Origin of the sequence: Enterococcus sp. DIV0756 (assembly GCF_051710745.1) — a bacterium.
Classification (GTDB): Bacteria; Bacillota; Bacilli; order Lactobacillales; family Enterococcaceae; genus Enterococcus_A.
The window spans coordinates 1,032,908-1,056,339 of record NZ_JBIOLF010000001.1 but is presented as its reverse complement, the minus strand read 5'-3'; the positions used below and the strand labels follow the sequence as shown (position 1 = coordinate 1,056,339).

28 protein-coding genes are annotated in these 23,432 nt (G+C 39.1%); 8 read left to right on the top strand and 20 right to left on the bottom strand.

What is annotated here, in order from left to right:
- Position 1: 1 nt before the first annotated feature.
- The 15 genes from IGI44_RS05105 to IGI44_RS05035 all read right to left on the bottom strand — a co-directional run bounded on the left by IGI44_RS05105 (position 2) and on the right by IGI44_RS05035 (position 11,080).
- Positions 2–352 (bottom strand): BMC domain-containing protein, encoded by a 351-nt coding sequence (locus IGI44_RS05105; RefSeq protein WP_438786730.1) that lies wholly within the window; start codon positions 350–352, stop codon positions 2–4.
- A 173-nt stretch (positions 353–525) separates the two neighbouring features.
- Positions 526–1,722, bottom strand: a complete 1,197-nt coding sequence (locus IGI44_RS05100) for an acetate kinase (protein WP_438786729.1) — start codon at positions 1,720–1,722, stop codon at positions 526–528.
- 48 nt (positions 1,723–1,770) lie between these two features.
- Positions 1,771–2,778 carry a class I SAM-dependent methyltransferase gene (locus tag IGI44_RS05095; RefSeq protein ID WP_438786728.1) on the bottom strand — a complete coding sequence of 336 codons (1,008 nt, stop codon included), beginning with the start codon at positions 2,776–2,778 and terminating at the stop codon, positions 1,771–1,773.
- 165 nt (positions 2,779–2,943) lie between these two features.
- Positions 2,944–3,309: a competence type IV pilus minor pilin ComGG gene (comGG, locus tag IGI44_RS05090; protein ID WP_438786727.1), complete on the bottom strand. Its 366-nt coding sequence runs from the start codon at positions 3,307–3,309 to the stop codon at positions 2,944–2,946.
- On the bottom strand, positions 3,257–3,682 hold the full coding sequence (comGF, locus tag IGI44_RS05085) for a competence type IV pilus minor pilin ComGF (RefSeq protein WP_438786726.1): 426 nt from the start codon (positions 3,680–3,682) through the stop codon (positions 3,257–3,259). Before comGF ends, comGG begins: the two co-directional genes overlap by 53 nt.
- The gene (gene comGE / locus IGI44_RS05080) at positions 3,669–3,950 is read right to left on the bottom strand and encodes a competence type IV pilus minor pilin ComGE (protein WP_438786725.1); all 282 of its coding nucleotides are present in this window, start codon (positions 3,948–3,950) and stop codon (positions 3,669–3,671) included. The genes comGF and comGE overlap by 14 nt, the downstream gene beginning before the upstream one ends.
- A complete protein-coding gene (comGD, locus tag IGI44_RS05075) occupies positions 3,928–4,404 on the bottom strand; it encodes a competence type IV pilus minor pilin ComGD (protein ID WP_438786724.1) in 477 nt (158 codons plus the stop codon). The genes comGE and comGD overlap by 23 nt, the downstream gene beginning before the upstream one ends.
- Positions 4,367–4,633: a competence type IV pilus major pilin ComGC gene (comGC, locus tag IGI44_RS05070; RefSeq protein WP_438786723.1), complete on the bottom strand. Its 267-nt coding sequence runs from the start codon at positions 4,631–4,633 to the stop codon at positions 4,367–4,369. The genes comGD and comGC overlap by 38 nt, the downstream gene beginning before the upstream one ends.
- Positions 4,630–5,625 carry a competence type IV pilus assembly protein ComGB gene (gene comGB / locus IGI44_RS05065; RefSeq protein WP_438786722.1) on the bottom strand — a complete coding sequence of 332 codons (996 nt, stop codon included), beginning with the start codon at positions 5,623–5,625 and terminating at the stop codon, positions 4,630–4,632. The genes comGC and comGB overlap by 4 nt, the downstream gene beginning before the upstream one ends.
- Positions 5,603–6,553 (bottom strand): competence type IV pilus ATPase ComGA, encoded by a 951-nt coding sequence (gene comGA / locus IGI44_RS05060; RefSeq protein WP_438786721.1) that lies wholly within the window; start codon positions 6,551–6,553, stop codon positions 5,603–5,605. Before comGA ends, comGB begins: the two co-directional genes overlap by 23 nt.
- 92 nt (positions 6,554–6,645) lie before the next feature.
- Positions 6,646–7,296 carry a tRNA (guanosine(46)-N7)-methyltransferase TrmB gene (gene trmB, locus IGI44_RS05055; RefSeq protein ID WP_438786720.1) on the bottom strand — a complete coding sequence of 217 codons (651 nt, stop codon included), beginning with the start codon at positions 7,294–7,296 and terminating at the stop codon, positions 6,646–6,648.
- 100 nt (positions 7,297–7,396) lie between these two features.
- The gene (locus IGI44_RS05050; RefSeq protein WP_438786719.1) at positions 7,397–8,179 is read right to left on the bottom strand and encodes a phosphotransferase family protein; all 783 of its coding nucleotides are present in this window, start codon (positions 8,177–8,179) and stop codon (positions 7,397–7,399) included.
- A gap of 89 nt (positions 8,180–8,268) precedes the next feature.
- A complete protein-coding gene (dat, locus tag IGI44_RS05045) occupies positions 8,269–9,138 on the bottom strand; it encodes a D-amino-acid transaminase (RefSeq protein WP_438786718.1) in 870 nt (289 codons plus the stop codon).
- Positions 9,139–9,141: 3 nt separating this feature from the next.
- Positions 9,142–10,350 carry an ABC transporter permease gene (locus tag IGI44_RS05040; RefSeq protein ID WP_438786717.1) on the bottom strand — a complete coding sequence of 403 codons (1,209 nt, stop codon included), beginning with the start codon at positions 10,348–10,350 and terminating at the stop codon, positions 9,142–9,144.
- Positions 10,343–11,080, bottom strand: coding sequence for an ABC transporter ATP-binding protein (locus IGI44_RS05035; protein WP_438786716.1), 738 nt, complete (start codon positions 11,078–11,080; stop codon positions 10,343–10,345). Before IGI44_RS05035 ends, IGI44_RS05040 begins: the two co-directional genes overlap by 8 nt.
- 256 nt (positions 11,081–11,336) lie before the next feature.
- On the opposite strand from IGI44_RS05035, the gene IGI44_RS05030 reads away from it, so the two are divergent.
- The 7 genes from IGI44_RS05030 to IGI44_RS05000 all read left to right on the top strand — a co-directional run bounded on the left by IGI44_RS05030 (position 11,337) and on the right by IGI44_RS05000 (position 16,495).
- A complete protein-coding gene (locus IGI44_RS05030; RefSeq protein WP_438786715.1) occupies positions 11,337–11,771 on the top strand; it encodes an HIT family protein in 435 nt (144 codons plus the stop codon).
- Complete coding sequence (locus IGI44_RS05025) at positions 11,772–12,155, top strand: YtxH domain-containing protein (protein ID WP_438786714.1); 384 nt, start codon at positions 11,772–11,774, stop codon at positions 12,153–12,155.
- A gap of 155 nt (positions 12,156–12,310) precedes the next feature.
- On the top strand, positions 12,311–13,240 hold the full coding sequence (locus tag IGI44_RS05020; RefSeq protein ID WP_438786713.1) for a peptidylprolyl isomerase: 930 nt from the start codon (positions 12,311–12,313) through the stop codon (positions 13,238–13,240).
- A gap of 101 nt (positions 13,241–13,341) precedes the next feature.
- Positions 13,342–14,169, top strand: a complete 828-nt coding sequence (locus IGI44_RS05015) for an NUDIX hydrolase (protein WP_438786712.1) — start codon at positions 13,342–13,344, stop codon at positions 14,167–14,169.
- A 182-nt stretch (positions 14,170–14,351) separates the two neighbouring features.
- A complete protein-coding gene (locus tag IGI44_RS05010; RefSeq protein WP_438786711.1) occupies positions 14,352–14,831 on the top strand; it encodes a DUF2798 domain-containing protein in 480 nt (159 codons plus the stop codon).
- 96 nt (positions 14,832–14,927) lie between these two features.
- Positions 14,928–15,623 carry a transposase gene (locus IGI44_RS05005; RefSeq protein ID WP_438786461.1) on the top strand — a complete coding sequence of 232 codons (696 nt, stop codon included), beginning with the start codon at positions 14,928–14,930 and terminating at the stop codon, positions 15,621–15,623.
- Positions 15,623–16,495 carry an IS3 family transposase gene (locus IGI44_RS05000; protein ID WP_438786459.1) on the top strand — a complete coding sequence of 291 codons (873 nt, stop codon included), beginning with the start codon at positions 15,623–15,625 and terminating at the stop codon, positions 16,493–16,495. Before IGI44_RS05005 ends, IGI44_RS05000 begins: the two co-directional genes overlap by 1 nt.
- Before the next feature lie 82 nt (positions 16,496–16,577).
- On the opposite strand, the gene IGI44_RS04995 is transcribed toward IGI44_RS05000, so the two are convergent.
- The 5 genes from IGI44_RS04995 to IGI44_RS04975 form a co-directional block, all read right to left on the bottom strand.
- Entirely contained in the window at positions 16,578–16,907 is a 330-nt protein-coding gene (locus tag IGI44_RS04995; RefSeq protein ID WP_438786710.1) for a hypothetical protein, read from the bottom strand.
- A gap of 102 nt (positions 16,908–17,009) precedes the next feature.
- On the bottom strand, positions 17,010–17,825 hold the full coding sequence (locus IGI44_RS04990) for a prenyltransferase (RefSeq protein ID WP_438786709.1): 816 nt from the start codon (positions 17,823–17,825) through the stop codon (positions 17,010–17,012).
- A 273-nt stretch (positions 17,826–18,098) separates the two neighbouring features.
- Positions 18,099–19,166: a 23S rRNA (adenine(2503)-C(2))-methyltransferase RlmN gene (gene rlmN, locus IGI44_RS04985; protein WP_438786708.1), complete on the bottom strand. Its 1,068-nt coding sequence runs from the start codon at positions 19,164–19,166 to the stop codon at positions 18,099–18,101.
- Between the two features lie 174 nt (positions 19,167–19,340).
- Positions 19,341–20,123 (bottom strand): glycyl-radical enzyme activating protein, encoded by a 783-nt coding sequence (locus IGI44_RS04980; RefSeq protein WP_438786707.1) that lies wholly within the window; start codon positions 20,121–20,123, stop codon positions 19,341–19,343.
- 16 nt (positions 20,124–20,139) lie between these two features.
- Positions 20,140–22,488, bottom strand: coding sequence for a formate C-acetyltransferase (locus IGI44_RS04975; RefSeq protein ID WP_438786706.1), 2,349 nt, complete (start codon positions 22,486–22,488; stop codon positions 20,140–20,142).
- 174 nt (positions 22,489–22,662) lie between these two features.
- Here IGI44_RS04975 and IGI44_RS04970 point away from each other — a divergent pair, with 174 nt between their 5' ends.
- A complete protein-coding gene (locus tag IGI44_RS04970) occupies positions 22,663–23,421 on the top strand; it encodes a DeoR/GlpR family DNA-binding transcription regulator (RefSeq protein WP_438786705.1) in 759 nt (252 codons plus the stop codon).
- Positions 23,422–23,432 lie beyond the last annotated feature (11 nt).

Below are 23,432 nucleotides of genomic sequence, written 5' to 3'. Positions count from 1 at the left end.
ATTAAGTCCTAGTGATTTCCGCAACATCAAAATTCAAGATGCTTGCAAGTGAATTTATTACCTGCTTCAAAGCAAATTCGACGGATGATACTTCACCAATAATCACAACCGCTCCACTAAAGCGATCCATAAAGCCAATCGATACATTTCCTGACTTTTTGGCGATATCCGCACCGATAATGGATGCTTCACTCGGAGTGATCGTCAAAATTCCAATGGCATCACCTGTGTGCTCTAGTCCTAATTTTTCAAAAACCTCTTTATTCGCATGGGGGATCAAATGAGCAAGCGTGACCTGTTTACCAGGAACATATTCTTGAATCGAACGCTCGATATTTCTCTTTTCACTCATAAAAGTCACTCTCACTTTCATAAAAAAGTTTAGCACAAAAAAATAGCATAGTTTTGTTCTAATACAACAAAATTATGCCTTCAGATTTTATTGACTGTCTATAAAAATGTTTGCTCTTGTCATATCACAGAATAAAAAAAGCCTTCACCATGTTTGGCAAAGGCTTCGGTTAATTATTTACTTAAACGCTCAACATCACGAGCGATCATTACTTCTTCATCTGTTGGAATCACGTAAACTTTTACGCGAGAATTTTCAGTTGAAAGTTCCGCTTCTTTTCCGTGAATGCTCTTATTGATTTCTTCATCGATTTCAATTCCAAACCAAGTCATTTTTTCTAAGACCATACGACGAACAGGATCAGCATTTTCACCAACACCCGCTGTAAAGACGATAGCATCTACACCATTCATCACTGAAATATATTGAGCGATGTATTTGCGGATACGATCGCAATAGATATCTAAAGCTAAAATTGCTGCTTCATTGCCTTCGTCTGCTCCGTTTTCAATGTCACGCATATCACTAGAAATACCCGTTAATCCTAAGACACCAGATTTTTTGTTCAATACGTCAATCATTTCATTAATGTCTGAGATACCCGCTTTTTCCATGATGTACGGCAATAATGACGCATCGATATCACCAGCACGAGTTCCCATTGTCAACCCAGCTAATGGTGTGAAGCCCATTGAGGTATCAACGGATTTCCCAGCTTCAACGGCAGTTACAGACCCTCCGTTACCAATGTGAGCCGTAATGATTTTTGTTTCTTCAATTGGTTTGCCTAATAGTTCTGCAGCACGAGCCGACACATAGCGGTGGCTTGTTCCGTGGAAACCGTATTTACGCGCAGCATATTTATCATAGTACTCTTTCGGAATACTATATAGATAATTTACTTCTGGCATTGTCGCGTGGAAAGAAGTATCAAAAACAGCCACACTTGTCACGTTTGGCAAAATATGACGGAAGGCTTTAATTCCCATTGCATTCGCTGGATTGTGTAATGGCGCAAATTCACTTAGCTCTTCAATTTTTGCTAAGACATCGTCATCAATCAACACAGAATCCTTGAAGTATTCTCCACCAGCTACGACACGGTGACCAACACCTGTAATCTCATCAAATGAGCCAATGATTTTTAGTTCAATCAATTGGTCTAATAGCATTTGAACGGCTACTTCATGATCTTTGATATCTAAAATTTGTTCAAACTTTTGTCCGTCGCCGTATTTGATCGTGAAAATTGAATCATTCAAACCAATTCGTTCAACGATTCCTTTTGCGATAACTGATTCTTCCGGCATTTGATAAAGTTGCCATTTCAAACTTGAACTACCTGCATTGATTGCAATTGTTTTTGACATTTTTACTCTCCTTTTTAATTAAATTGCTTTTTCGCTCACTTGAGCAGTTTATAAATTAGAAGACTTCCAGTCTTCGAATTTTTTGAAAAATTCTGTTACTTGGGCGGGATCTTTTAGTGAAGGTAAGTGCACGAGTAAGACTTTTTCAGCCTGCTCTGCTGTCTCCCCTTTTTTCTGTAACAGCAAAATACTTTTGCGTGAATGTTCAGACTTAAACAATTCATCTGGCAATTGAATAATTCCCTGCAACAATACTTCATCTTTCAACCATTTTTGTAACAATGGACCTTGTTCTGTTTCTAAAAAATTACTTGGCACTAAGAAAAGGCCAAAACCATCCGGCTTCACGTAGGTCATCGCTTGTTCCATTAATAAATGATGCGCATAACTGTGCTCTTTTTCAGAGTGCGTAGCAAACTTCTCCGCTTGCTGATCATTCGGATAATAACCTACTGGAAGATCACCGATCACATAATCAACTGGATCAACTAACAAATCCTGTAAACTGTCCTGATGGAATAATTTCATTTCTTCTTCCATCAATAAACTATCTGAAGCTGCAATAGCCAGCAGCGTCTCATCATTGTCCACGCCAATTCCCTTGACGGAATAATCTGCTGCCTGCAAATTAATCAACGTCGTGAGCAATAAATTCCCCATACCGACAGTAATATCTAAGATTTCTAATGACTGATCCTTTTTCAACGTTAGCTGTTCAATCAGAAAAACAAATAGAAAGCCAATGCTATCTGGCGTTAATTGGTGGTTTGGTTGCAACCCTTCCGTTTTTGATCCTTTAAGCAAAATCAATTGGGTTAATTTACGCCAATCTTCTTTCTCAAGCTCTAATTCTAATAATTTCTGATACAATGCCTCTACTCTTGCTACAGTATCCGCATCTGGTTGTTGATCAAGCACGCGTACTTTTGCATTATCAACTAAGTTCTCCGTATTTTCGATGTAAGCGTCAAAAAAAGAAGTTCCTAGTGAACGCTGCAATGCGATGATCGCTTCTTCCATCAGGGAAAAAGCTGTTTCAATTTTCTCTGGATTCATCTTGCACCTCACAAACTAATATAACACTCACGATACCTGTTCTATTTTAGCGGACATATTGCAATTAATCAATCGCTTTCTTTCTTTTATCATTGATTTCCTAATTCAACATAGGGTATCTTTTCCAAGAGATTCCCCCAAATTTGCGTCATACCACAAACTATATCAATCAGACGAATTTGATGTGCTATTTTTTTCATAGAATTGATATGTTTTCTTTTTAATTTTCACAATTATTTTCACATGATCTTGCTCAGTTTCGTAGGTCAGTTCACCTTTATTGAATTTCCACACACCCTTCTTATCTTTTAATTTGTGATAATCAGCTAAAAAAAGTTCTTTTGCAATTTTAGCTTGATACAGTTGTTCTGTGCGTGCCACTAAATCAGCAGTTTGATGATAACTTGTAGTTAAATTCAATAATAAAAAACTAAACAAAAAAATAGCCAATAAGACGGAGAGCAACACTCCACCTCGGCTATTTAAAGATCCATGTCCCCTCCTTCTGTTTTCCATCGGTAAAGGTGACAACGAAATCCACTCCGTAATTATTTTCTTGGCAGACAAATTGCTTCACTCCTGTCAATAATGGTTGGTAGCCGTTTGATTGGCTTTTTACGATACGATGATTGCTTTTCTTAATTACTATAGGAACTAATTTCCCTTCTGTATTCTCAACTTCTCCATTGATTTCATATGTCGTGCTGGATAAATAATTAACATCTTCCAACTCGTTATCTAACTGAAGTAAAAAAACTTCCCATTCCAATTGATGATAGCCGCTGAGTGCCTGTTCCATTTTATGGGCATGTTGGATGAGACCCGAGAGCAATAGTAAGATGCCGCTAAGCATTAAAAGAGCCACTAAACTTTCTAACAAAGTGAAGCCGCTATTTTTTGACAATCACGATTCCTCCTTGCCGGTGTATAGCTCTCCCTTGTTCTAGGGATATCTCCATTTGTGAACTGTGCAATTCCAGAGAATGTAAACGGCAACGTCTTGTCTCAGTATATAAATCACGATAATTTTCAAGACTGGCTAATCGTTGGCGACTTTCTTTTTGCATTTGAACGGTAACACCGACATAACTGGCTACAATAATCAATAAAATGGTTAAACTGACTAAACTCTCTAATAGAATATATCCTTTACTTCCTTTCAAAACGACCACTCCCCATCTGAAACTGATAAGTAATAACTTCTCCCTCATCAATAAAAACAACTTTTGGAATGCTTCCATTACCGGGCTGATTTGTAGAAATATTCCCACTACCTGCTTTAAAGAAGATTGAATACCCACTGCCTAAGGTGATTGATTCCGGAACATCTAACTTTCTCCAAGGTAACTCAGTATGACTCGTATAAAAATCAATCAGCTGAGATCTATCATAGAGATGAATTTGTGTTCTTTGATGATCAGCGATAGCTACCTGCTGTAAATGTAAAGTAGATTTTTCGAATTGATAATAAAAAAAAGTCTTCTCCAACTGTTTTTGCCAACTTTTGATGGCGATCGTCGGAAGCCATACAAAAGCACAGACCAAAGCTAAGACAATTAACGTCTCAAGTAAGGTGAAGCCACTAAATTTATTTCTTTTGTACATATTTTTTGTACTGTTCTTCACTAACATAACCTTTACTGACTAATTCACCTTCCTCTGGCTTACGTCCATAATCCAGTTCAAAAACTTCAATTTGTGTCTCAACAACTTTGACAATAGCAGCATCGCTCTTATTAGTTGCGCTATCCTTTTGATTCATTAATTTTGGTACAAATAGCAGTAAAAGCAGACTGATAATAAACAAGACGACTAACATTTCCAGCAAAGTGAACCCAGAAAGCTTCTTTTTCACAGTATTCCCTCCATATTTGTCAAAGGCAGCAGCATCGTTAAATACAAACTGACAATCAAAAGTGCGACAATCAAGAAAACAAGTGGTTGCAACCAAGAGACTAAAAATTCCAATTGATTAAAAAAGCGACGCCATACTAATTGACTATAAGTTAACAACTCTTTTGCTAAATTTCCTCGTGCTTCGCCCTGAAACACAATCCGACTAAACTCTTTCGTCAAAAAAGGATAACGTTCCAATTCTTCTGCCAAAGTATTCCCCTGTGCCAAGCGGATTTTCAGATCCGCGGCCAGCTCTTGCATCAAAGATTTTCCATCTACTACCAATAAACATTCAATAATCTGATTCAGTTCTAGGCCCTGCTGAAACAACTTGCCCCATTCCAGTGCAAAATACGCAGAATAATAGTTACTGAATAAATTCCCAATTAGGGGGACTTTTGCTAAAAAACGAAAACGGACTAAGTATGTATGTCTCTTGCCCCAAGTCTGCCATGCAAAAATTAATAAAAGCAGCAAAAAAATGATTCCCAAGCCAATTATGGGAACTAGTGTTATTAGCTGTACAGAAAGATCATCGGCACGAATCATACCGCTGGTCAATAGCTGAGGTAGTAGGAATAAGCGCATGCCGATAAGAATCACAATTAAAAAAACGAGTAAAAGTAGTGGATAGGACACTGCCTTAAAAAAATTCTCTCGTTGACGTTGGACTAAACGCATTTGTTCAGCAATTCCTAATAACGTTTTTGCGAGATCACCATGAGTCTCCGCCAACTCAATCTGTAATAGTTGATCATTTGAATACTGCAATGGGGCAAAGCATAGTGCTAAGTTTTTACCTTGATGCAAGTCTTGCTGTACCGTCTCCAAAATCGCTGGTTTAAAAAGATTCGCATTAGCAAAAAAGGCAAATGCTTGGTGTAAACTAAAGCCGTTTTCCAGCAGATCTCCTAAGAGGTGCACAAAATCAATCCGTTGTTTTCTTGTCATGTTGCCTTTGCGCCACACGTTTTAACCCTTCTTCCCAAGTTAATTCCAAATTCTCTTTATAGAAGCGATAACTGGTCAATAGTCCGACTGTTCCATCCACTGGTAGTAATTCCTGATACACAATTCCTTGCAAACACTCAGCAAGTAGCGATGCCTCGCCTCCTAGTTCAAAAATTCGCGCATGAGCGGATTCTAAGCTAGCCGCATGAAGTGTCGCATAAACACAATGGCCGGTCAAAGCAGCTCTAATTGCTCCTTGAATCGTTTTTGTGTCACGAATCTCGCCGATAATCAACACATCGGGATGATGCCGTAAGGACAATTTAATCAGCTCGTCATAGCTCTGATGAATTTTTTCATTTACCTGTAATTGTAAAAACGCGGCTTCTTCAATTTCCACAGGATCTTCAATTGTAATCACCTGTCCCTCCATTCCCCGCGCCAGCTTATACATCAAAGTCGTTTTCCCTGAACCGACTGGCCCGCAAAATAGATAAAGCCCTCGCTTTTTTGTCTGCTGCTGCAGGATTTTGACCTGCTCTGGCAAGTGATAGACTTCAGGACTACGTCCAAATTGATGCAGAAAACGAACAACTAAGCTTTCTTGTTGTAAATAATTTCCAACAGTCGAAAGACGCAGTCGTTGTTCTCCATGAGGCAAGGAGTAGGAGATTGCACCAAGTTGAGCTTTTCGTTTCTCACTGACGTCCATTTGTCCCAAATATTTGAAACGATTGATTAGTTGCAGGGCAGAAACCACACACAATTCATTATTAACATAGGATAGATTTGAGTTTTTATGCTCATAGAAGGGACCTCGACGAAAAAAGTAGCGGTACTTTTCTCCTTGAGGCAATAAATATAAATCCTGCATCTGATGATCGAATCCATATTGGATCAATTCGTCTGAAAGCTGTTCAATCTCCATTCCTTTCACCTCGAAAATAATATACGCAGATAATTTTCAAGGCTTCAAAAAAAAGAAGAGGAATCCCAAAAAGGTTCCTCTTCTTTCTTAGATTATTTTGTTTTATCTTGGAACCGAGCTTCCACTCGATAGATTCGCTGACCTCTGTTTGAAAATTTTTCTTCATACTCGGTCATAATGTTTCCTTCATAATTACTCTCATGTAAGTCCAGCCAAACTTGTTCAAGTGTCATGCCATATTTTGAAAAGCTGCTCAATGAGTACTCGAATAATCCTTGATTATCGGTTTTAAAATGAATCTCGCCCGCTGGTCGTAAAATTTCTTCATCTACCGCTAAAAAGCTTGGTGAAGTCAATCGACGCTTCTCATGTTTCTTCTTGGGCCAAGGATCAGAAAAGTTCAAGTAAATTTGATCAACTTCGCTATCGGCAAAATAATTTGTCAGCTCTGAGCCATCCACATGTAATAATTGTAAATTCGGTAATTCTGCTTCGATTAATTTATCTAATGCAAGAGAAATGACACTCACCTGCATTTCCACACCAATATAATTGATTTCCGGATGGGCAGCAGCCATTCCAGTGATGAATTGACCTTTTCCCATACCAATTTCAATATGAATCGGATGATCATTTCCAAAACGCTCAGACCAGCGGCCTTTCCATGCTTCCGGTTCTTGTACAACATAATCAGGACGAGCTGCTAACATTTCTGCAGCACCTGGACGGTTTCTTACGCGCATTCTTTTCCTCCAAAAATCTCTTCTATATTTTGTTCAATTCGAATAATTCTAGCCATTTTATACACCGTTGCTAGAGCTTACAAAAAGCTGAACAAAACGTTCAGCTTCCGGCAAAAATTCGTTTTAATTGTAAAATCGATTGATTCATATGATGATACTCTTCACGCTTATACTGGCGGGCGATCTCTAACAGCAAGCTCATCAAGCCATACCAATAGACCCGCTCCATATTTTCATCTGTTGGGCGAATCCCGTATCGGACAAGCCATTTACTCCAACTAGAAAGCGGCACATAATTCCCCAAGATAGTCCCAATATCTAATGCGGGATCTGCAAACATCACTGAATCCCAATCAACTAAATATAAATAATTGGAACAGACCAACCAATTCCGATGATTCACATCGCCGTGAACGACGGTATAATTTTTCTTGGCATAGCTTGGAATATTCTTTTTCAAATAATCATACACCAATTCAATGAACCCATTTTGCTCAATCATTGTTGGTAAATTTGCTTCATAATCAGCTAAAAGCTGTTGAGGTGAGACTTGACGTCCCCCCATTTTCTTTAACATCACTTTCAATGATGGCGAGTGATGTAGATGATATAATACATCAACCACGTCATTTCGACGCGGAATTTCTTCTGGTTCAAGAATTCGACCATCTAACCATTCTTGAGCAGTCAGTGTGTCACCATTTCCTGTCCGTTTGATCCAGACAAGCTTTGGTGCGATTCCTTCACGAGATAAAGCCGCCAACATTGGGGTGGTATTTCGTTTAATGAAGACGCGATCTTCGTCACGGTAGCCGATATACGTTTTTCCCGTATCGCCTTTGATCGGCTGCACACGCCAGTCACTATCCAACTGAAACTCCATTCCCAAGGCCCTCCCCTAGCATTTTAAACGTATTTCCTATTTTAGTCGGGGAAAGTCGCTTCGTCAAGGGCATGTATGTTCTTCTTTGATTATTTTTCATCCCGATGCGCCTGAACCGCTAAATTCACTGCTTCAATATACGCATTTAGAAGCTTCTTGGTCATTTTCCCAGGCGTCCCATCACCGATTTTTTGATCATCGATTTCAATGATCGGCATGATTTCTGCTACTGAACTCGTTTTGAAACACTCATCCGCCGCTAATAATTCTTTTTCAGTGAAAGTCTCTTCTCTCAATTCGATACCTAAAGCTTTTACCAGTTCGCGAATTTTAATTTTTGCGATCCCCGGTAAAACTAAATTTCCATCTGGATGAGTATAAAGCACGTTGTCTTTTACCATCCATAAATTTGAAGCTGACGCTTCTGTTACAATACCATCACGCACTAAAACTGCTTCATCATAGCCCTTTTGCTTTGCTTCGTCTAAGGCCAAAATATTCCCTAGCAAACTAATAGATTTGATATCACAGTGGAGCCACCGCTTGTCTTGAACAAAGCCAGCTCGAATACCAATCGTTTGTTTCGCACTTGGACGAGACGCAGGTTGAATATCAGCCATCAAGACCGGCTGAACTTCTTTCGGATCGGGAAAATCGTGCAACCGCGGTTTTGCAGTACCACGAGTGACTTGGAAATACACTCGAGCATTTTCAAGTCCAACTTCTCGTGCTAAACGATGCAGCCGTTGACTCAATTCTTCTCTTGTAAATGGAAGTGTCATGCGAATTTTCTCAGCGCTGACCCAAAGACGATCCAAATGCTCCTTTTCCATGTACATGTACCCGTCATAAATCCGGATTACTTCATATATACCGTCACCAAATTGGTACCCGCGATCTTCTATATCAATCTTCACTTCTGATTCATCGACAATTTGTTCATTCCATAATACTTTCATTTACTAATCCTCCATTTTCTTTATTCTGGTTGGGAGATAAAACCAAGCAAACAAGCCAATTTCGCTTAAAAGTACCACAAGTAAAGCGAAACTTCCAACAATCGACAAGTGGACCATACTACAAAGTGTAAAAATAATCGCCGCAGCAAACAATAACATCACCATTAACCGCTGCAAGGCCGTCTTTTTGAACTTCTTAGAAACAGGATAGAGCTGTACCGCGCTGATGTAATCAAATTGGCCATACAAAGGAATCATTTGAAAACCAATCAGGTAGATAAAGAGCATGCTGACACCCACCACAAAGCGAAAATCATTCAATGAGAGTAATAAAACACCGCCAACAATCAGCAACCGAAAGAATAAGCCACCGAACTCTGCTCCCCGCAAAGCTCTACGTGCAAACAAATAAAGATACGTATTCTCCTGTTTAAAAGGAATTCTTGCCAATACTCCATCTAGATACTTTCTACGTCGGACCTTCGCTTCAACTTCCGGAACATCCGTAAATAAATTGATGAATTGATAAATTCGATGCAAACGAGCATTTTCCTGATCAATCATCTTACTCCAATCCAACAATCGATCGCCTTCTTGCGTGATTGATGTGAATCCAAAGGCTGCTGCTATTGCTAGAAGCGTACCAATCCAAGCTGTTCCATATAAACTAATGAAAATGGTTACTCCACTCACACAGAACCACACTAGACTCAAGCGTTGTGTTTGCTCACGCGTTTTTTGATAACATGCCAAGCGTTGTATTCTTAGGTTTCCTAATTTTAAGCCCCAAAGCATAAGTAAGTAAAAGAAAAAGCTTACAAAACTCGCTTGTTTGGCTAAAACGACTAATGGTAATAATGCCCCACAAACAAGTAATTCAACAACGAACGGAAAAGCAATAGAATGGCGCAATCCACGAGATAAGTAGCTGCCCATCTCCCTTTCTTTAGGTAAAAGAAAGGTCATATCGGCCGGTTCCACTAACGTCGCAAGTTTTCCAAAAGGTAAGACAAGCCACCAAATAACTCCGACAATCGGCAGACTCCACGGAAAATCCGAAGGTAATTGCTTTAATAGATTCGAGTAGTAGAAGGCTAGTCCTCCGACTAAAAATAAGCACACCAAAACAAAATGATCATTCAATACATAACGCATATATTTCATCATTTTTTTCTGATGGCGCTGCCGCCTTAATAGAAAAAAATCATGCATGTTCCTTCTCCTTTGTTAACGCGATATAGATTTCATCTAAAGAAGAGCCTGGCAACTTAAATTCTGTCTGTAGTTCTTGCAAGGTTCCTTGGGCTCGTACCTCACCTTCATGCAATACGACAAAACGATCACAATATTTCTCTGCTGTCGCTAAAATGTGCGTGGACATCAAAATCGCTGCCCCCTGTTCCTTCATCGTTACCATCAACTCAAGTAGGGCATTGATCGCTAAAGGGTCCAAGCCTAAAAAAGGTTCATCAATGATATACAAACTAGGCTGAATCAAAAAGGCACATAAGACCATGACTTTCTGTTTCATTCCCTTAGAGAAATTCACCGGAAACCATTCTAGACGGTTTTCTAAACGGAAAGTCTTTAATAATGATTCCGCCCGTTTCATTGCCTCCTCTTTTGGAATACCATAAGCCATGGCGGTTACTTCAATATGTTCACGTAATGTCAACTCTTCATATAAAGAAGGAGTCTCAGGGATATAGCCGATTTTTTTACGATAGTTTTCTGGATCTTGCTGCAGTGTCAGTTCGTCTACCGTGATCGTTCCCTTCTGAGGAGTCAACAAACCAATAATATTTTTGATCGTCGTGGATTTCCCTGCCCCATTCAACCCGATCAAACCGATCATTTCTCCGTTGTGGACGTCAAAATTAATATCTTTCAAAACAGGCAAATGTCCATAGCCGCCTGTAACATGCTGGATTACTAAGCTCATACTTCTCCTCCTAGTTCGATTTCACTCTATTTAAGAAAGCCGCTCAATTGCCAAATTTAGTAACAGATATGACAACGATAAAGCAGCATCCATTTTCATAGTTAACATTATAGCAGAATCCCGTAAATAATTAATCTTCTCCTGACCTTTTCCAGCACAAGTATTCCAAGTTATGGTAAAGTAAAAGGAGCATTTACAGTCGTTTGCTTTTTGCAGTAACGACACAAAATAAAACAATACAAGTGAATCAGAAAGGATGTTTGCAATGGAAAATTGTATTTTTTGTAAAATCATCAATCAAGAAATCCCTAGCTACAAAATTTATGAGGACGAAAAAGTCTATGCATTTTTAGACATCTCACAAGCTACTAAAGGGCATACACTCGTCGTACCAAAACAACATGTCAATGATATTTTTGACTATGACGAAAATTTAGCCGCAGATGTCTTTGCACGCATTCCTAAAATTGCCCGTGCACTTGAGCAGGCTTTTCCTGAAATGGAAGGCTTAAATATTTTAAATAATAATAAAGAATTAGCTTATCAATCTGTCTTCCATTCACATATTCATTTGGTGCCACGCTATAGCAAGAAAGACGATTTTTCGATTCATTTCGGTAATCACGCGGAGCAACAGAACCCAGAGGAAATGCAGGCCATTGCCGATAAGATCAAGGAGCAGGTGAAATAAATGAGTTTTTTTAAAGGAATTCTATTTGGTGCCGGTCTTGGGACACTAGGCGGACTCCTCTTAGCACCACGTAAAGGTGAAGAAACACGGGAAAAACTGGTCACGAACACACGCGAACTCGTAGTATTAACAGACGAATTAAACGATAATTTAGCAGATTTCCGCGAATCTGTATCGAACTTAAAAGAGACTTTTGATACCTTAATTCCGGCCTTTAAGACGGGAGTCGAAAAAGATATCGAGGAATTTCGCTTCCAAGCAGAACCACGTATCCAGCAGATCCAAGCACAATTAGACAAAATCAATCAAGCGTTACCTGAAGTAGAAGAAAAAAAGGTAATCAAAAAAGGCCGCTTTTCTTTAGAGCGTCCCGTTGAAGAATAGTAATCAAATCATTTCATTTAAATAATTGTGCTTTTATTGTGAATTTTCTCGGAAACTATTTTTAACCCCCTTTCCTTTACATTTTTAGGTGTGTTATAGTTGAACAGGAATAACAAACGGATGTAAATTATAAATTTAGGAGTTGTAGCATAGAAATGAAGAAAAAGATTCTTTTAGCCACTACTGGCTTACTTAGTGTAATTGTGTTGGGGGCTTGTTCAGGAAGTTCTAGTCAAGATATCGCAACAATGAAAGGCGGAAAAATCACCGTCGAAGATTTTTATAATGAAGCGAAAAAAGAACAATCGAACCAAAGTCTAGTACGAAACATGATTATCTATAAAGTTTTTGAAAATGCCTATGGGGATAAAGTAACCGATAAGCAAATCGACAAAGAATACAAGAAACAAGAAAAACAATTAGGTGACAGCTTTGAAAGCCAATTAAAATCAGCTGGCTATACAAAAAAATCATATAAAGAGTATTTGAAACAATCTTTAGCTTTCCAAGAAGGCTTGAAATCGCATGTGAAGATTACTGATAAAGATACAAAAGCTGCCTGGGATTCATTCCATCCAGAAGTAACTGCACGTATTATTTTAGCTAGCAGCGAAGATGAAGCAAAAGAAATCAAGAAACAATTGGATGACAAAGGTGATTTTGCGAAGATCGCAAAAGAAAAATCACAAGATTCAACAACGAAAAAAGATGGCGGCGAAATCAAATTTGATTCACAATCATCTACCGTTCCTTCAGAAGTTAAAGAAGCAGCATTCAAGTTAAAGGACGGAGAAGTTTCAGATGTGATTACAGCAATGGATTCATCGACTTACCAGTCAAGCTACTACATTGTGAAGATGGAAAAAAATTCATCTAAAGGTAATGACATGGACAAATACAAAAAAGAATTGAAACAAATTGCTGAAGATACTAAAATGGCAGATCAAACCTTCTCTTCTGAAGTAATCGCAAAAGAATTGAAGAAAGCCAATGTGAAGATTAAAGACGATTCATTCGAAAATATCTTGTCTGATTTCTTAACAACAAATAGTTCAAATAAAAAAGCAACTGACTCTTCAAAATAATGATGAGTAACCAAGGGGAATTCCAAGCGGAGTTCCCCTTTTCTTATGATTCATGCTACAATAAGGTAGCGAATACTTATAAGAAAATAGGTGAACAATAGATGAAACAATTTGCCTCTAAAGAAGCAGAAAAAGATTACTATGAGCACGAAGCAGATGAAGCAGAATTCATCGCTTGGTATAAAGAACAGGATCATCCTGAGTATGACAAGCCTTCTGTCACAGTTGACATTGTTATTATGGGCTATAACAAAGAAGAGGATCAATTAAAAATCTTGCTGATTCAACGCCGCGGCAACCCCTATCGCAATTCATGGGCACTTCCAGGAGGCTTTGTGGAGCGCAACGAATCAACAAATGACAGCGTACGTCGGGAAACAGCTGAAGAAACCGGCTTAACCATCGGGCGTAAAAGTGTCGAACAGCTTCATACCTTCAGTACACCGAACCGTGACCCGCGTGGCTGGGTAATCACTGTAAGCTATCTCGCCTTTATCGGTCAAGTGCCACCAACAGCTGGTGACGATACCCAAGATGCCCGCTGGTTCAACCTGGAACGGCACGGCGATACGATTTGCTTAACGAGTGATGATATCTCAATTGAAATTGAGCTGGAAGCTGGAAAATCAATTGGGAAAGACACGTTAGCCTTTGACCATAATGAGATTATCCGCAAAGCTTTCAATCGTGTCCTAAATAAAATGGATCATGAGCCACTGATCTTGCAGGTTTTAGGCGAGGAATTTACAATCACTGAAGCACGTAAAGTCTTTGCGAAATTCTTAGGAGTTGATTTTAAAACCGTTGATCACTCGAATTTCAAAAAAGCGATGCTGCAATATTTTGACGAGATTGGCGAACGTCCTGTCGGAATCGGTCGTCCTTCCAAGATTTATCGCTTAAAAGAGGAAATCGGCGAAAAAAAATAAAAATTTTACTTACATGAATCATAAAAATCTGTATATAATGGAAAAAGCAAAAAAGAGCTTTCCATAACGCAGTGAAGATCCCAAGTGGCAATCGTAGCGAGTTATACGATTGCCACTTTTTTGCGTCTGGGAATTCATATCTAATTTATGAATTAGCCATATTTAATTTTAGGAGGATTTTTATGCCAAGTAATAAAAGAGAAAGTTTTGTTTATACGATTATGATGTGTTTTGTGATGGTGTTCTGGATGAGTTTGTACAATATTTATTTACATTCGGGAACGCTCACTTTAGAGGTGCTTAAATCTGCCTGGCTTGGATTACCCTTAGGTTATTGCTGCGCCTTAATTTTAGACTGGTTTGTCGTTTCGACTACAGCAAAGAAAGTCGCATTCAAATTAATGCCGACATTCGCTAGTCCCGTACGTAAGGTTATTACCGTTTCTTGTTGTATGGTTTTACCGATGGTCTTTTTCATGTCGCTTTACGGTTCTATTGAAATTTTAAGCCATACACATGAATGGAACAAATTGTTCATTATTTGGGGCACAAATATCTTGAAAAACCTTGGAATGGCATTGCCATTCCAAATAATCATCGCCGGACCTCTTGTTCGAAAAGTGTTCAGAAGACTTTTCCCTGTCGGCACAATTTTAGCGTAATACAAAAATAACCGAGAGCACCTTCTTTGATATGCTCCCTATAAAGTAGACAAGGAAAAACAAAAATTCCAAATCTACTTTATAGGGAGTTTTTGTATGTCTAAGAGAAGTCTTTATTCTCCAGAAGAAAAGTATTATGTCATTTCAGAGGTAATAGATGACCGTCGTAGTATGAACAGTATCGCTAAGAAACATTCCCTTTCATGGAAAACTATAAATGATTGGATTCGCAAATATAAGGATGGTGGTCTAGAAGGGCTGAAAGAATCAAACACATGGAAACGATATGATCAGGCACTGAAACAAGCCGCTGTTTTGGCTGTCATTAATAAGAAGATGTCCGTTTTAGAAGCCACAATGTTCTTTCAAATTTCTTCGACTTCTGTGTTAAGAAACTGGATTTCACGTTATACTACTGGGGAACCGACAAAATCTACCAGTAAAGGCTGTGTACCCAAAACCATGAAAAAAGGACGTAAAACCACCTATCAAGAGCGTATCGAGATCGCTCAATATACAATCGCTAACGAGCTGAATTACACGCAAGCGATTGAAAAATATGATGTTTCATACCAACAAGTCTATTCTTGGGTAAAAAAATACCAACAACACGGAGAAGAAGCACTAAAAGATAACCGTGGACGAAACAGATCAAGCGAGTTCTTAACCGAAGAAGAACGGCTGAAATTACGAGTAAAAGAACTAGAAGCACGAAACAGGCATTTAGAAATGGAGAATGACTTCGCAAAAAAGTTACAAGAGATTCAGCGGCGAAACCGACCCTCACATTAGTGAGAAACGTTGAACTCTACCAAGCCATTTCTGAATTGCATGAAGAAAAGCATTATTCAATCACGCAACTCTGTCGATTAGCTGGGGTCGCACGCTCCTCTTACTATAAATGGTTAAAGTGGAAACCCTCCAAGAAAGAACTTGAGAATCGAAAACTAGCCAAAGAAATTAAAAAGAAATACGACAGTAAGAAAGGCGCGATCGGCTATCGACAAATTCGAATGCAACTCAACATAAAACTTAAGAAGCGCTATTCTCGGAAACGTTATTACCGTTTAATGAAAGCACTTGGGATCAAAGCAGTGATCAAGAAAAAGCGTCCGACCTATGTAAAAGCAACAGAAGCACACGTCGCAGAAAATGTATTAAACCGGAAGTTTACCGCTGAGAAGCCCAATCAAAAATGGTGTACGGATATTACTGAATTGAGATACGGTAACGGTCGAAAGGCGTATTTGAGTGCCATCATCGATCTTTATGATCACTCGATCGTTTCTTGGGAGCTCGATCATTCCAATAATAACCTCCTTGTCATGACTACTGTTAAAAAAGCCATGCGCAAGAATCCTGGCGTCAAACCGCTGCTTCATAGTGATCGTGGGTTTCAATATACCTCTTATGACTATAAAGCACTCGAAACGAACTATAGGTTCACCAAAAGCATGTCCCGAGTTGGTCGCTGTCTGGATAATCAACCGATCGAACACTTTTGGGGCACATTTAAAGAAGAGAAATTTTATCAAGAAAGCTATCAAAATTTTGATGAACTAAAGAAATCTGTTAGTAGTTATATGCGTTACTACAATAACTATCGCTATTCCGAAGCGTTGAACGAGCTTTCGCCAAACGAGTTTAGAAAGCAAGCCGCATAAAAAAACAGGAATCGAAGGACTCGATTCCTGAATAGCATTATTTTTGTTTTTTAGCTGTCTACTTGACAGGGTGCATTTCACTTCATAGGTGCTCTCGGTTATTTTGATTTACATAGACGGCTAATTGTCCCGTTAAGATCGCGAGCTGGTTCTCTAGAATTTCGACACGTTTTTCTAATTCACCATTAGAAGCTCGCTGTCGCTCATTCTCCGCTCTTCGGTTCGAGTAAAGTCTTGGTAACCCAGAGGATTCATACTGTTCCAATAATTGAGGGATTTTTTGATTATCAATAATAACTTGAGTCGTGATCAAAACTTCACCATCATCATTGACTCTTCGACTTGTCCTTGTCTCCATACCCTCAAGGGCTTTAGGACCAACAACATACCCCGTCACCTCTTTGACGATCATTTGATTTTCTTTTAACCAGCCGTAAAACGTAGTTTGATTAATTTCATAACGTACCTCCTCTGCCTTTGTTAAGAAAGATACGCATAAAAATGTAACGAGCTTTTATTCAGCCATATTCGCCAAAATTTCTTGATACCGTTCAGATGCTAATAGGCTAACCTGATCTTTTTTGCAGAAGTTTAATTTGCGTAATTTTGGGACAACCCGTTCCACTATAATTTGATCGTCTACCGTTTTTTTCTGCAATGCCCTAAAGGCTTCTTTGAAACGGGTATCCTCTCGGGCTTTTTTGTAAAAAGACAAAACATACAGATAATAAAATAAATCGTACCCGCGAAATGGATATTCTACTTGCATAAACAGCGTCCCAATGCCGTAATGACACGGACCTAGAGGTAGTTTGGTTTCCCAATGGCTCAAGAGAAATTCCACCGCATCGTCTAACTCATTTTCCTCAACAAAGTTTATCCGTCGGAATAATTCTAGCGCATTCAGAGTGGGCAAAGGATTAGAAAATTCTGTTTCTGACCCTTTGCCAAAATAGAATTTCTTACACCACCAACCGCCATCTTTGTAGCGTGTTGCTAGTAAATGTTCTAATGTTTGCTTCATTCGGGGATCTTCTCCATGACCTAAACGCACTAACAGTGTCGCCGCTGGAATAGTTTGACAAGGAAAAACCGCCCCTTTTGGATAAAGTTTAAATTCTCCTGGTTCACGCCAGCTTTCCCATAAAAGTTCCGCTACTTTTTGCAAAATTTCCGTTTGCGGGTCCATCCCCAACTCCAATAAATACTCCGCCGATTCTATACACGAAAAGGGTGCTCCTTTACCCAAGCGCCTATCCTCTGTCGTCCAATAGTCCCAGCCTTGATCATAACGATGCCCTAAAATCGTTTGGATATCTGCCTCGTTCATTTCTTTCTCCTTTTCTAATTAGTTTAATGTTCAACTAGTTTTCCATGCCCAAAGTACTTTCTTTTTAAGTGTATCATAAACAGTTAACAATGGGGAACGTATTTTCGTATACAACGTCATTCTCATTCCCCCTATCCTCGCCCTAAACTGTTTGTTGCGTAACTTTTGATTTAGCTAACAAAATTGAACTCAAACAAATAATAACTGTAAAAGTTCGACTGACAAAAAACTCTCCCAAAAAAATTTGAGAGAGTTAGAGAAATTTATTTTAATTTATTTTACTGTAGCTTTTTTCATTTGCTTGCTGCGTAATTGACCACACGCGGCATCAATGTCTGTACCATGTTCTTTACGGATCACACAATTGATTCCATTTTTCTTCAATACATCATAGAAACGTAAAACATCCGCTTTACTACTGCGAGAATACTGATCGTGCTCGCTTACTGGATTATACGGAATCAAATTCACATAAACCAGCTTTTTCTTATTCTTCATCAGATCCGCCAATTGCTGTGCGTGATCTGGACGATCATTCACGCCTGAGAGCATGATGTACTCGAAGGTCACCCGACGATTCGTTTCTTCGATATAATAATCTACTGCTTCCATTAATTTTTCGATTGGGAAGCTGCGATTGATTCGCATAATCGATGAACGGACTTCATTATTTGGCGCATGCAATGAAATTGCCAAGTTCACCTGTAGACCATTTTCCGCGAATTTTTTGATTTTTGGAACCAATCCACTGGTTGAAACAGTGATGTGTCGAGCTCCAATCGCCATGCCTTTATCATCATTAATGACGTGTAGGAAGTCCATAACGTTAGTGTAATTATCAAACGGCTCACCGATTCCCATGACCACAACGTGAGAGACACGTTCCTCCTCACCACGTTCATCAAAATAATGTTGAACTAGCATAATTTGTGCCACGATCTCGCCAGCAGTCAGATCCCGCTGCTTTTTCAAAAGACCTGATGCACAAAATGTACAACCGATATTGCAGCCAACTTGAGTTGTCACACAAACAGACAAACCATATTCCTGACGCATTAGGACCGTCTCGATCATTAAGTGATCCGGCAATTCAAATAAATATTTGACTGTCCCGTCACTTGCTTCTTGCACAACTAATTGCTTTAAAGGATTAATAATGAAATTTTCTTCGAGCAGTGCGATCGTTTGTTTAGACAGGTTGCTCATTTCTGAAAATTCGCTGACACGACTGCGATAAAGCCACTCCCAAACTTGGGTAGCACGAAATTTCTTCTCGCCGTGTTCTAGAAACCATTCAACTAATTCTTCTCTTCTTAAACCATAAATTGAGGGTTTTTCCAAGGTGTTTCCTCCTAATTCATTTAAACGAAATCATTTTCTCAATGATTAATTTATCACTACGTTTGCCGGTTAATAGATGCAAAACAGGCAGACATTCGCTACATACTATAACCGATTCACAAAGAGAAAACAATCTACTTTGGAAAAAAGAAAAGAATGAGCGACTTTAACCGCTCATTCTAATCCATCGATATTTGCAGCAATGTTTACTGCTTCGAACTTATCCTGAATCTCAGATATCTCATTTTGACTTAAAGTCTCCACATCTCGCATCGTGTATTCCCAGCCCAGATAGTCATATTTGCTGCTGCCATATTGATGAAAAGGCAGCAAGTGAACTTCCTTTATTTGACGAACAGTCAAAAATTCGATCATACGTTGAATATTTGCTTCACTAGTCGTATATCCAGGAATCAACGGAATGCGGGGAATCACTTGAAGCTGTTTTTGTTTTAAAAGGTAATCAAAGTTTTCGCGAACCCGTTCAGGATCAATCCCAATTATTCTTTGTGCTTCAGACTGCTCCATTATTTTTAAATCGAACAGTACTTGATCAATATAGGGTGTAATTTCTTTCAATCGTTCAACGGGAAAACAGCCAGTTGTTTCTATGGCAGTATGAATTCCCAGTTTCTTTAGTTCCTTTAAACATTCTCCTGCGAATTCTGACTGTAGTAAAACTTCTCCACCTGATAACGTTACGCCACCACCAGATGTCCGATAAAAAATTTCATCTTTCAGTACTTCGTCTAGTATCTCGTCTACTGATCGCCAGTCTCCGATTTTTTCGGTTCTTCCATTTTTAATCCAAGTCGTTGGTTCAACTTTTTTTCGTGATTCAGGGTTCGAACACCAAGGACAACGTAAAGGACAGCCCTTCAAAAAGATCAATGTGCGAATTCCGCCACCATCATGAACAGAATAACGTTGTATGTTAAAAATTAGTCCCTGCTTCATTTCGTATCCCCTCGTTCTACAATTGATGCTCCACACGTGCAATAATATCATCTTGAATTTGTTTATTTAGATCAACAAAGAAGGCACTATATCCGGCAACCCGAACCAGTAGGCCAGAGTATTTTTCTGGATTCTTTTGAGCTGCTACCAATGTTTCCTTTGATTGAACATTGAATTGAACGTGTTGAATCTTCAGTTTCGTGAAAGCCATTAAGAAGTCCGCAAATTTATTTAAGCCTTGCTGACCCTTCAAGGTATTTGGTTGAAACTTCAAATTCAAGAGACTACCATTCACAGTTAAATAGTTATCCAGCTTACTGACGGATTTCAACACAGCGGTCGGACCTAAATGATCACGCCCAACCATCGGGGATAGACCGCCGTCCGCTAATTGCTCTTGCGCCTTCCGACCATCTGGTGTTGCGCCAACTGCTTCACCTAATGGAATGTGCGCTGAGACTGTATAAGCACCGGGAATAAACTTCCCTCCTCGAACATTTTCATATTTCTCCAATTCTTTCGCATAATGCCGAAAGAGTTTTGCTGCGATACTATCCAGTTCTTCATCGTCATTGCCAAATTTTTCAAAATCTTGAATTACATGATTTTGCAGTTTTGAATATTCTCCTGAATAGTTTTTCTCTAACGCATCAACTAGCTCACTAAACGTCATTTCTTTATTTTCAAAGACCATTTTTTTTACCACATAAAGAGAATCACTCAGGTTGGCTTCACCGATCCCCTGCACCCCAGAAAAGTTATATCGAGCACCACCTTCTGTGACATCCTTCCCTTTTACTAAACAATCATCAATTAGAACAGATAAGAAAGGTGTTGGTGCATAATGACGATGCCCTAAATCTACAATATTTGATCCCTTGACCACTAATGCCACATAATAATCGATCTTCTCCTCGATCTTTTCAACTAAACGATCATAGGTCAAGTCCTTGTCATACCTTAACTCGTACATTGTTAATTCCATGATTCGCAATAAATTAAAGAGCGCGATATCGTGCAGGCCATATGTTTTACCCGGGATAGAAGTTTCTACACACCCGACTGTCGCATAATCCCGTGCGTCATCAAGGGACACACCTTTACTTAAAAAAGCCGGAACACAAACTTCATCATTGAATAACTGAGGAATCCCTGTCCCTAAACGAATCGTCTCTACTGTCTTCAATAAAAAACGACGCGGGATCAATTCGTTCATACGGACTGATAAATTTGGTTGAGGAAGCAAAATCTCATGATAAAGCTCCAGCATCATGAACGACAATGGATTGACCGCCGCATGTCCCAGTTCATCTAGACCGCCTAGAACAACTGTGTAGCCAGTAGGGAAACCGGCAAAACATTTCGCACTGCTTTCAGAACGTAAAAGTACTACGTCATTTGTCTTAATATAAAAATCACCTAATACCTCATATAGGAACTCTTTATCAACACCTGATTGCAACGAGGTCTCGTAAAACGGATATAGATACTGATCCATTCGTCCTAGCGAAAGGGACGAGGCATTCGATTCGTATTGGCCAACAATGCTGGTCATCCATAATAATTGCAATGCTTCATAAAAAGAAGTCGGTTTTTCGCTGCTCAGTTTGCGACACATTGACGAAATGGTTAATAACTCTTCTTGGCGTTGAGTATTTTTTTCTTGGCTGCTCATCACTTCTGCTAAATCTGCATAGCGTAAAAAATGAGCCTGCATCGCACTAAAAATAATTTTACCTGCTTGAAAAAAAAGATTTTCAGGTTCCTCGTGGATTTTTTTATTTAATAAATCAAGATAGCCTCCTAGTCCTCGTGACAAAATACCAGGAAAATCCATGATAATGTGCCCTTGCCCCTTATCCGTTTGATTCAATTTGAATACATCGTCTTTTAAGGCATTTGTAACTTCTTCTGTCAGCTCTCCATTGATAAAATCCTTCATCGAGCACTTTTCCCAATACGGGTACAGTTCTTCACGATAAATCTTTTTGTCCGCTTCGGTAAAATCAAATTGATCCTGCGGACGTGTGGCGATCGTGTCAATTTCCTGCATGATCCAATACGGGTCCATCTCTGGTGAGAGAATTCCTGAGCGTGGGCGAACGGTTCGATTGCCCACCAATAATTCGCCTGTTCGAATACTGATTTCTACGTTTGCTAAAATATGTGCTACTGCTTTTGCACGCCGAAGGATCGTTGCTTCACCCTCTGTCCGACGGTAACTTTCTGTATAAAGCAACGCACGTTCTAATGAAATCTGTCGTTTTTCTTTAAATAAATGCTCCTTCATCAGTTGAATTCGCGGATTCCCCTTAACCACGATATTTGCGATATTTTTATCTTGATTAATAACTCCTGCGCTCATTTCTAACTCCTCCTCGTTCTCTCTTATTCACTTTTAGTATAGAAAGGTTTTTCGTTTGAAACTATAGAATTCTTTGAATATCACAGGAAAAGTTGGATTTGTTCACTTTTTCCCAAGTTTTTTCTTGTTTTTATTGGATTCTCATGCTACGTTTGTCAAAAAGGAGAAAAGTCCATGAAAGCCATTGAAATTGCCCAGCGACGTAAAGAGATTACTGAGCTTTTGTATCAACAAAATGAACTTAAGGTTCACGAATTAGTGAAAAAATTTCATGTCTCCGACGAAACGATTCGTAAAGATTTAGCCTATCTTGCCCAAGAAGGTATTTTAGAAAAACATCATGGCAAAGCCGTTCTAGTTAAAGAAAAAGAATTAGCACCTGTCTTTCAACGAACCACTCAACTTTCAGAAAAAGAGCGTATTACAAACGCCGCTTTAGCCTTTATTTCTGAGGAAGATTTTACGCTTGGTTTGGATCAAGGCAGTACCGTAGCGCTTTTGGCAAAAAAAATGATGCCGTTAGAAAAGAAACAAATTTTTACCAGCTCATTAGCAGCCGTCCTCCAATTGGCAAACGGACCTCATCAGCTTTTTTGTTTTGGTGGTGAATACTCTCCCGCGGATATGGCCTTTCGCAATAGCGGGAACGAGAGTTATCCTGACATTCAATTCGATCTCTGCTTCTTTGGCTCTAGCGGTGTTAAAAATCGCAAGGGCTTTTGTACTTCTTCTTTGATTGATGCCGAAACCAAACGACAAATGTTGAAAAAAACAACTAAAAAAATCGTTTTGCTTGATCATACAAAATTTGAAAAAACCTCTTTGGTACAAGTAGCTCCTTGGTCCGAAATCGATGTCGTTATCACTAGCAAAGGGCTGCCTTTAGATTATGAACGCATGATCAGCGCCTACGCAAAATTATTATTGGTGTAAAAAAATGTGCC

Excerpts from the sequence above, each read along its gene's own strand:
- IGI44_RS05105 (WP_438786730.1), bottom strand. The coding sequence starts at position 352 with ATGAGTGAAAAGAGAAATATCGAGCGTTCGATTCAAGAATATGTTCCT.
- IGI44_RS05100 (WP_438786729.1), bottom strand. The coding sequence starts at position 1,722 with ATGTCAAAAACAATTGCAATCAATGCAGGTAGTTCAAGTTTGAAATGG.
- IGI44_RS05095 (WP_438786728.1), bottom strand. The coding sequence starts at position 2,778 with ATGAATCCAGAGAAAATTGAAACAGCTTTTTCCCTGATGGAAGAAGCG.
- comGB (WP_438786722.1), bottom strand. The coding sequence starts at position 5,625 with ATGACAAGAAAACAACGGATTGATTTTGTGCACCTCTTAGGAGATCTG.
- comGA (WP_438786721.1), bottom strand. The coding sequence starts at position 6,553 with ATGGAGATTGAACAGCTTTCAGACGAATTGATCCAATATGGATTCGAT.
- trmB (WP_438786720.1), bottom strand. The coding sequence starts at position 7,296 with ATGCGCGTAAGAAACCGTCCAGGTGCTGCAGAAATGTTAGCAGCTCGT.
- IGI44_RS05050 (WP_438786719.1), bottom strand. The coding sequence starts at position 8,179 with ATGGAGTTTCAGTTGGATAGTGACTGGCGTGTGCAGCCGATCAAAGGC.
- dat (WP_438786718.1), bottom strand. The coding sequence starts at position 9,138 with ATGAAAGTATTATGGAATGAACAAATTGTCGATGAATCAGAAGTGAAG.
- IGI44_RS05040 (WP_438786717.1), bottom strand. The coding sequence starts at position 10,350 with ATGCATGATTTTTTTCTATTAAGGCGGCAGCGCCATCAGAAAAAAATG.
- IGI44_RS05035 (WP_438786716.1), bottom strand. The coding sequence starts at position 11,080 with ATGAGCTTAGTAATCCAGCATGTTACAGGCGGCTATGGACATTTGCCT.
- IGI44_RS05030 (WP_438786715.1), top strand. The coding sequence starts at position 11,337 with ATGTTTGCAATGGAAAATTGTATTTTTTGTAAAATCATCAATCAAGAA.
- IGI44_RS05025 (WP_438786714.1), top strand. The coding sequence starts at position 11,772 with ATGAGTTTTTTTAAAGGAATTCTATTTGGTGCCGGTCTTGGGACACTA.
- IGI44_RS05020 (WP_438786713.1), top strand. The coding sequence starts at position 12,311 with ATGAAGAAAAAGATTCTTTTAGCCACTACTGGCTTACTTAGTGTAATT.
- IGI44_RS05015 (WP_438786712.1), top strand. The coding sequence starts at position 13,342 with ATGAAACAATTTGCCTCTAAAGAAGCAGAAAAAGATTACTATGAGCAC.
- IGI44_RS05010 (WP_438786711.1), top strand. The coding sequence starts at position 14,352 with ATGCCAAGTAATAAAAGAGAAAGTTTTGTTTATACGATTATGATGTGT.
- IGI44_RS05005 (WP_438786461.1), top strand. The coding sequence starts at position 14,928 with ATGTCTAAGAGAAGTCTTTATTCTCCAGAAGAAAAGTATTATGTCATT.
- IGI44_RS04995 (WP_438786710.1), bottom strand. The coding sequence starts at position 16,907 with ATGATCGTCAAAGAGGTGACGGGGTATGTTGTTGGTCCTAAAGCCCTT.
- IGI44_RS04990 (WP_438786709.1), bottom strand. The coding sequence starts at position 17,825 with ATGAACGAGGCAGATATCCAAACGATTTTAGGGCATCGTTATGATCAA.
- IGI44_RS04980 (WP_438786707.1), bottom strand. The coding sequence starts at position 20,123 with ATGAAGCAGGGACTAATTTTTAACATACAACGTTATTCTGTTCATGAT.
- IGI44_RS04975 (WP_438786706.1), bottom strand. The coding sequence starts at position 22,488 with ATGAGCGCAGGAGTTATTAATCAAGATAAAAATATCGCAAATATCGTG.
- IGI44_RS04970 (WP_438786705.1), top strand. The coding sequence starts at position 22,663 with ATGAAAGCCATTGAAATTGCCCAGCGACGTAAAGAGATTACTGAGCTT.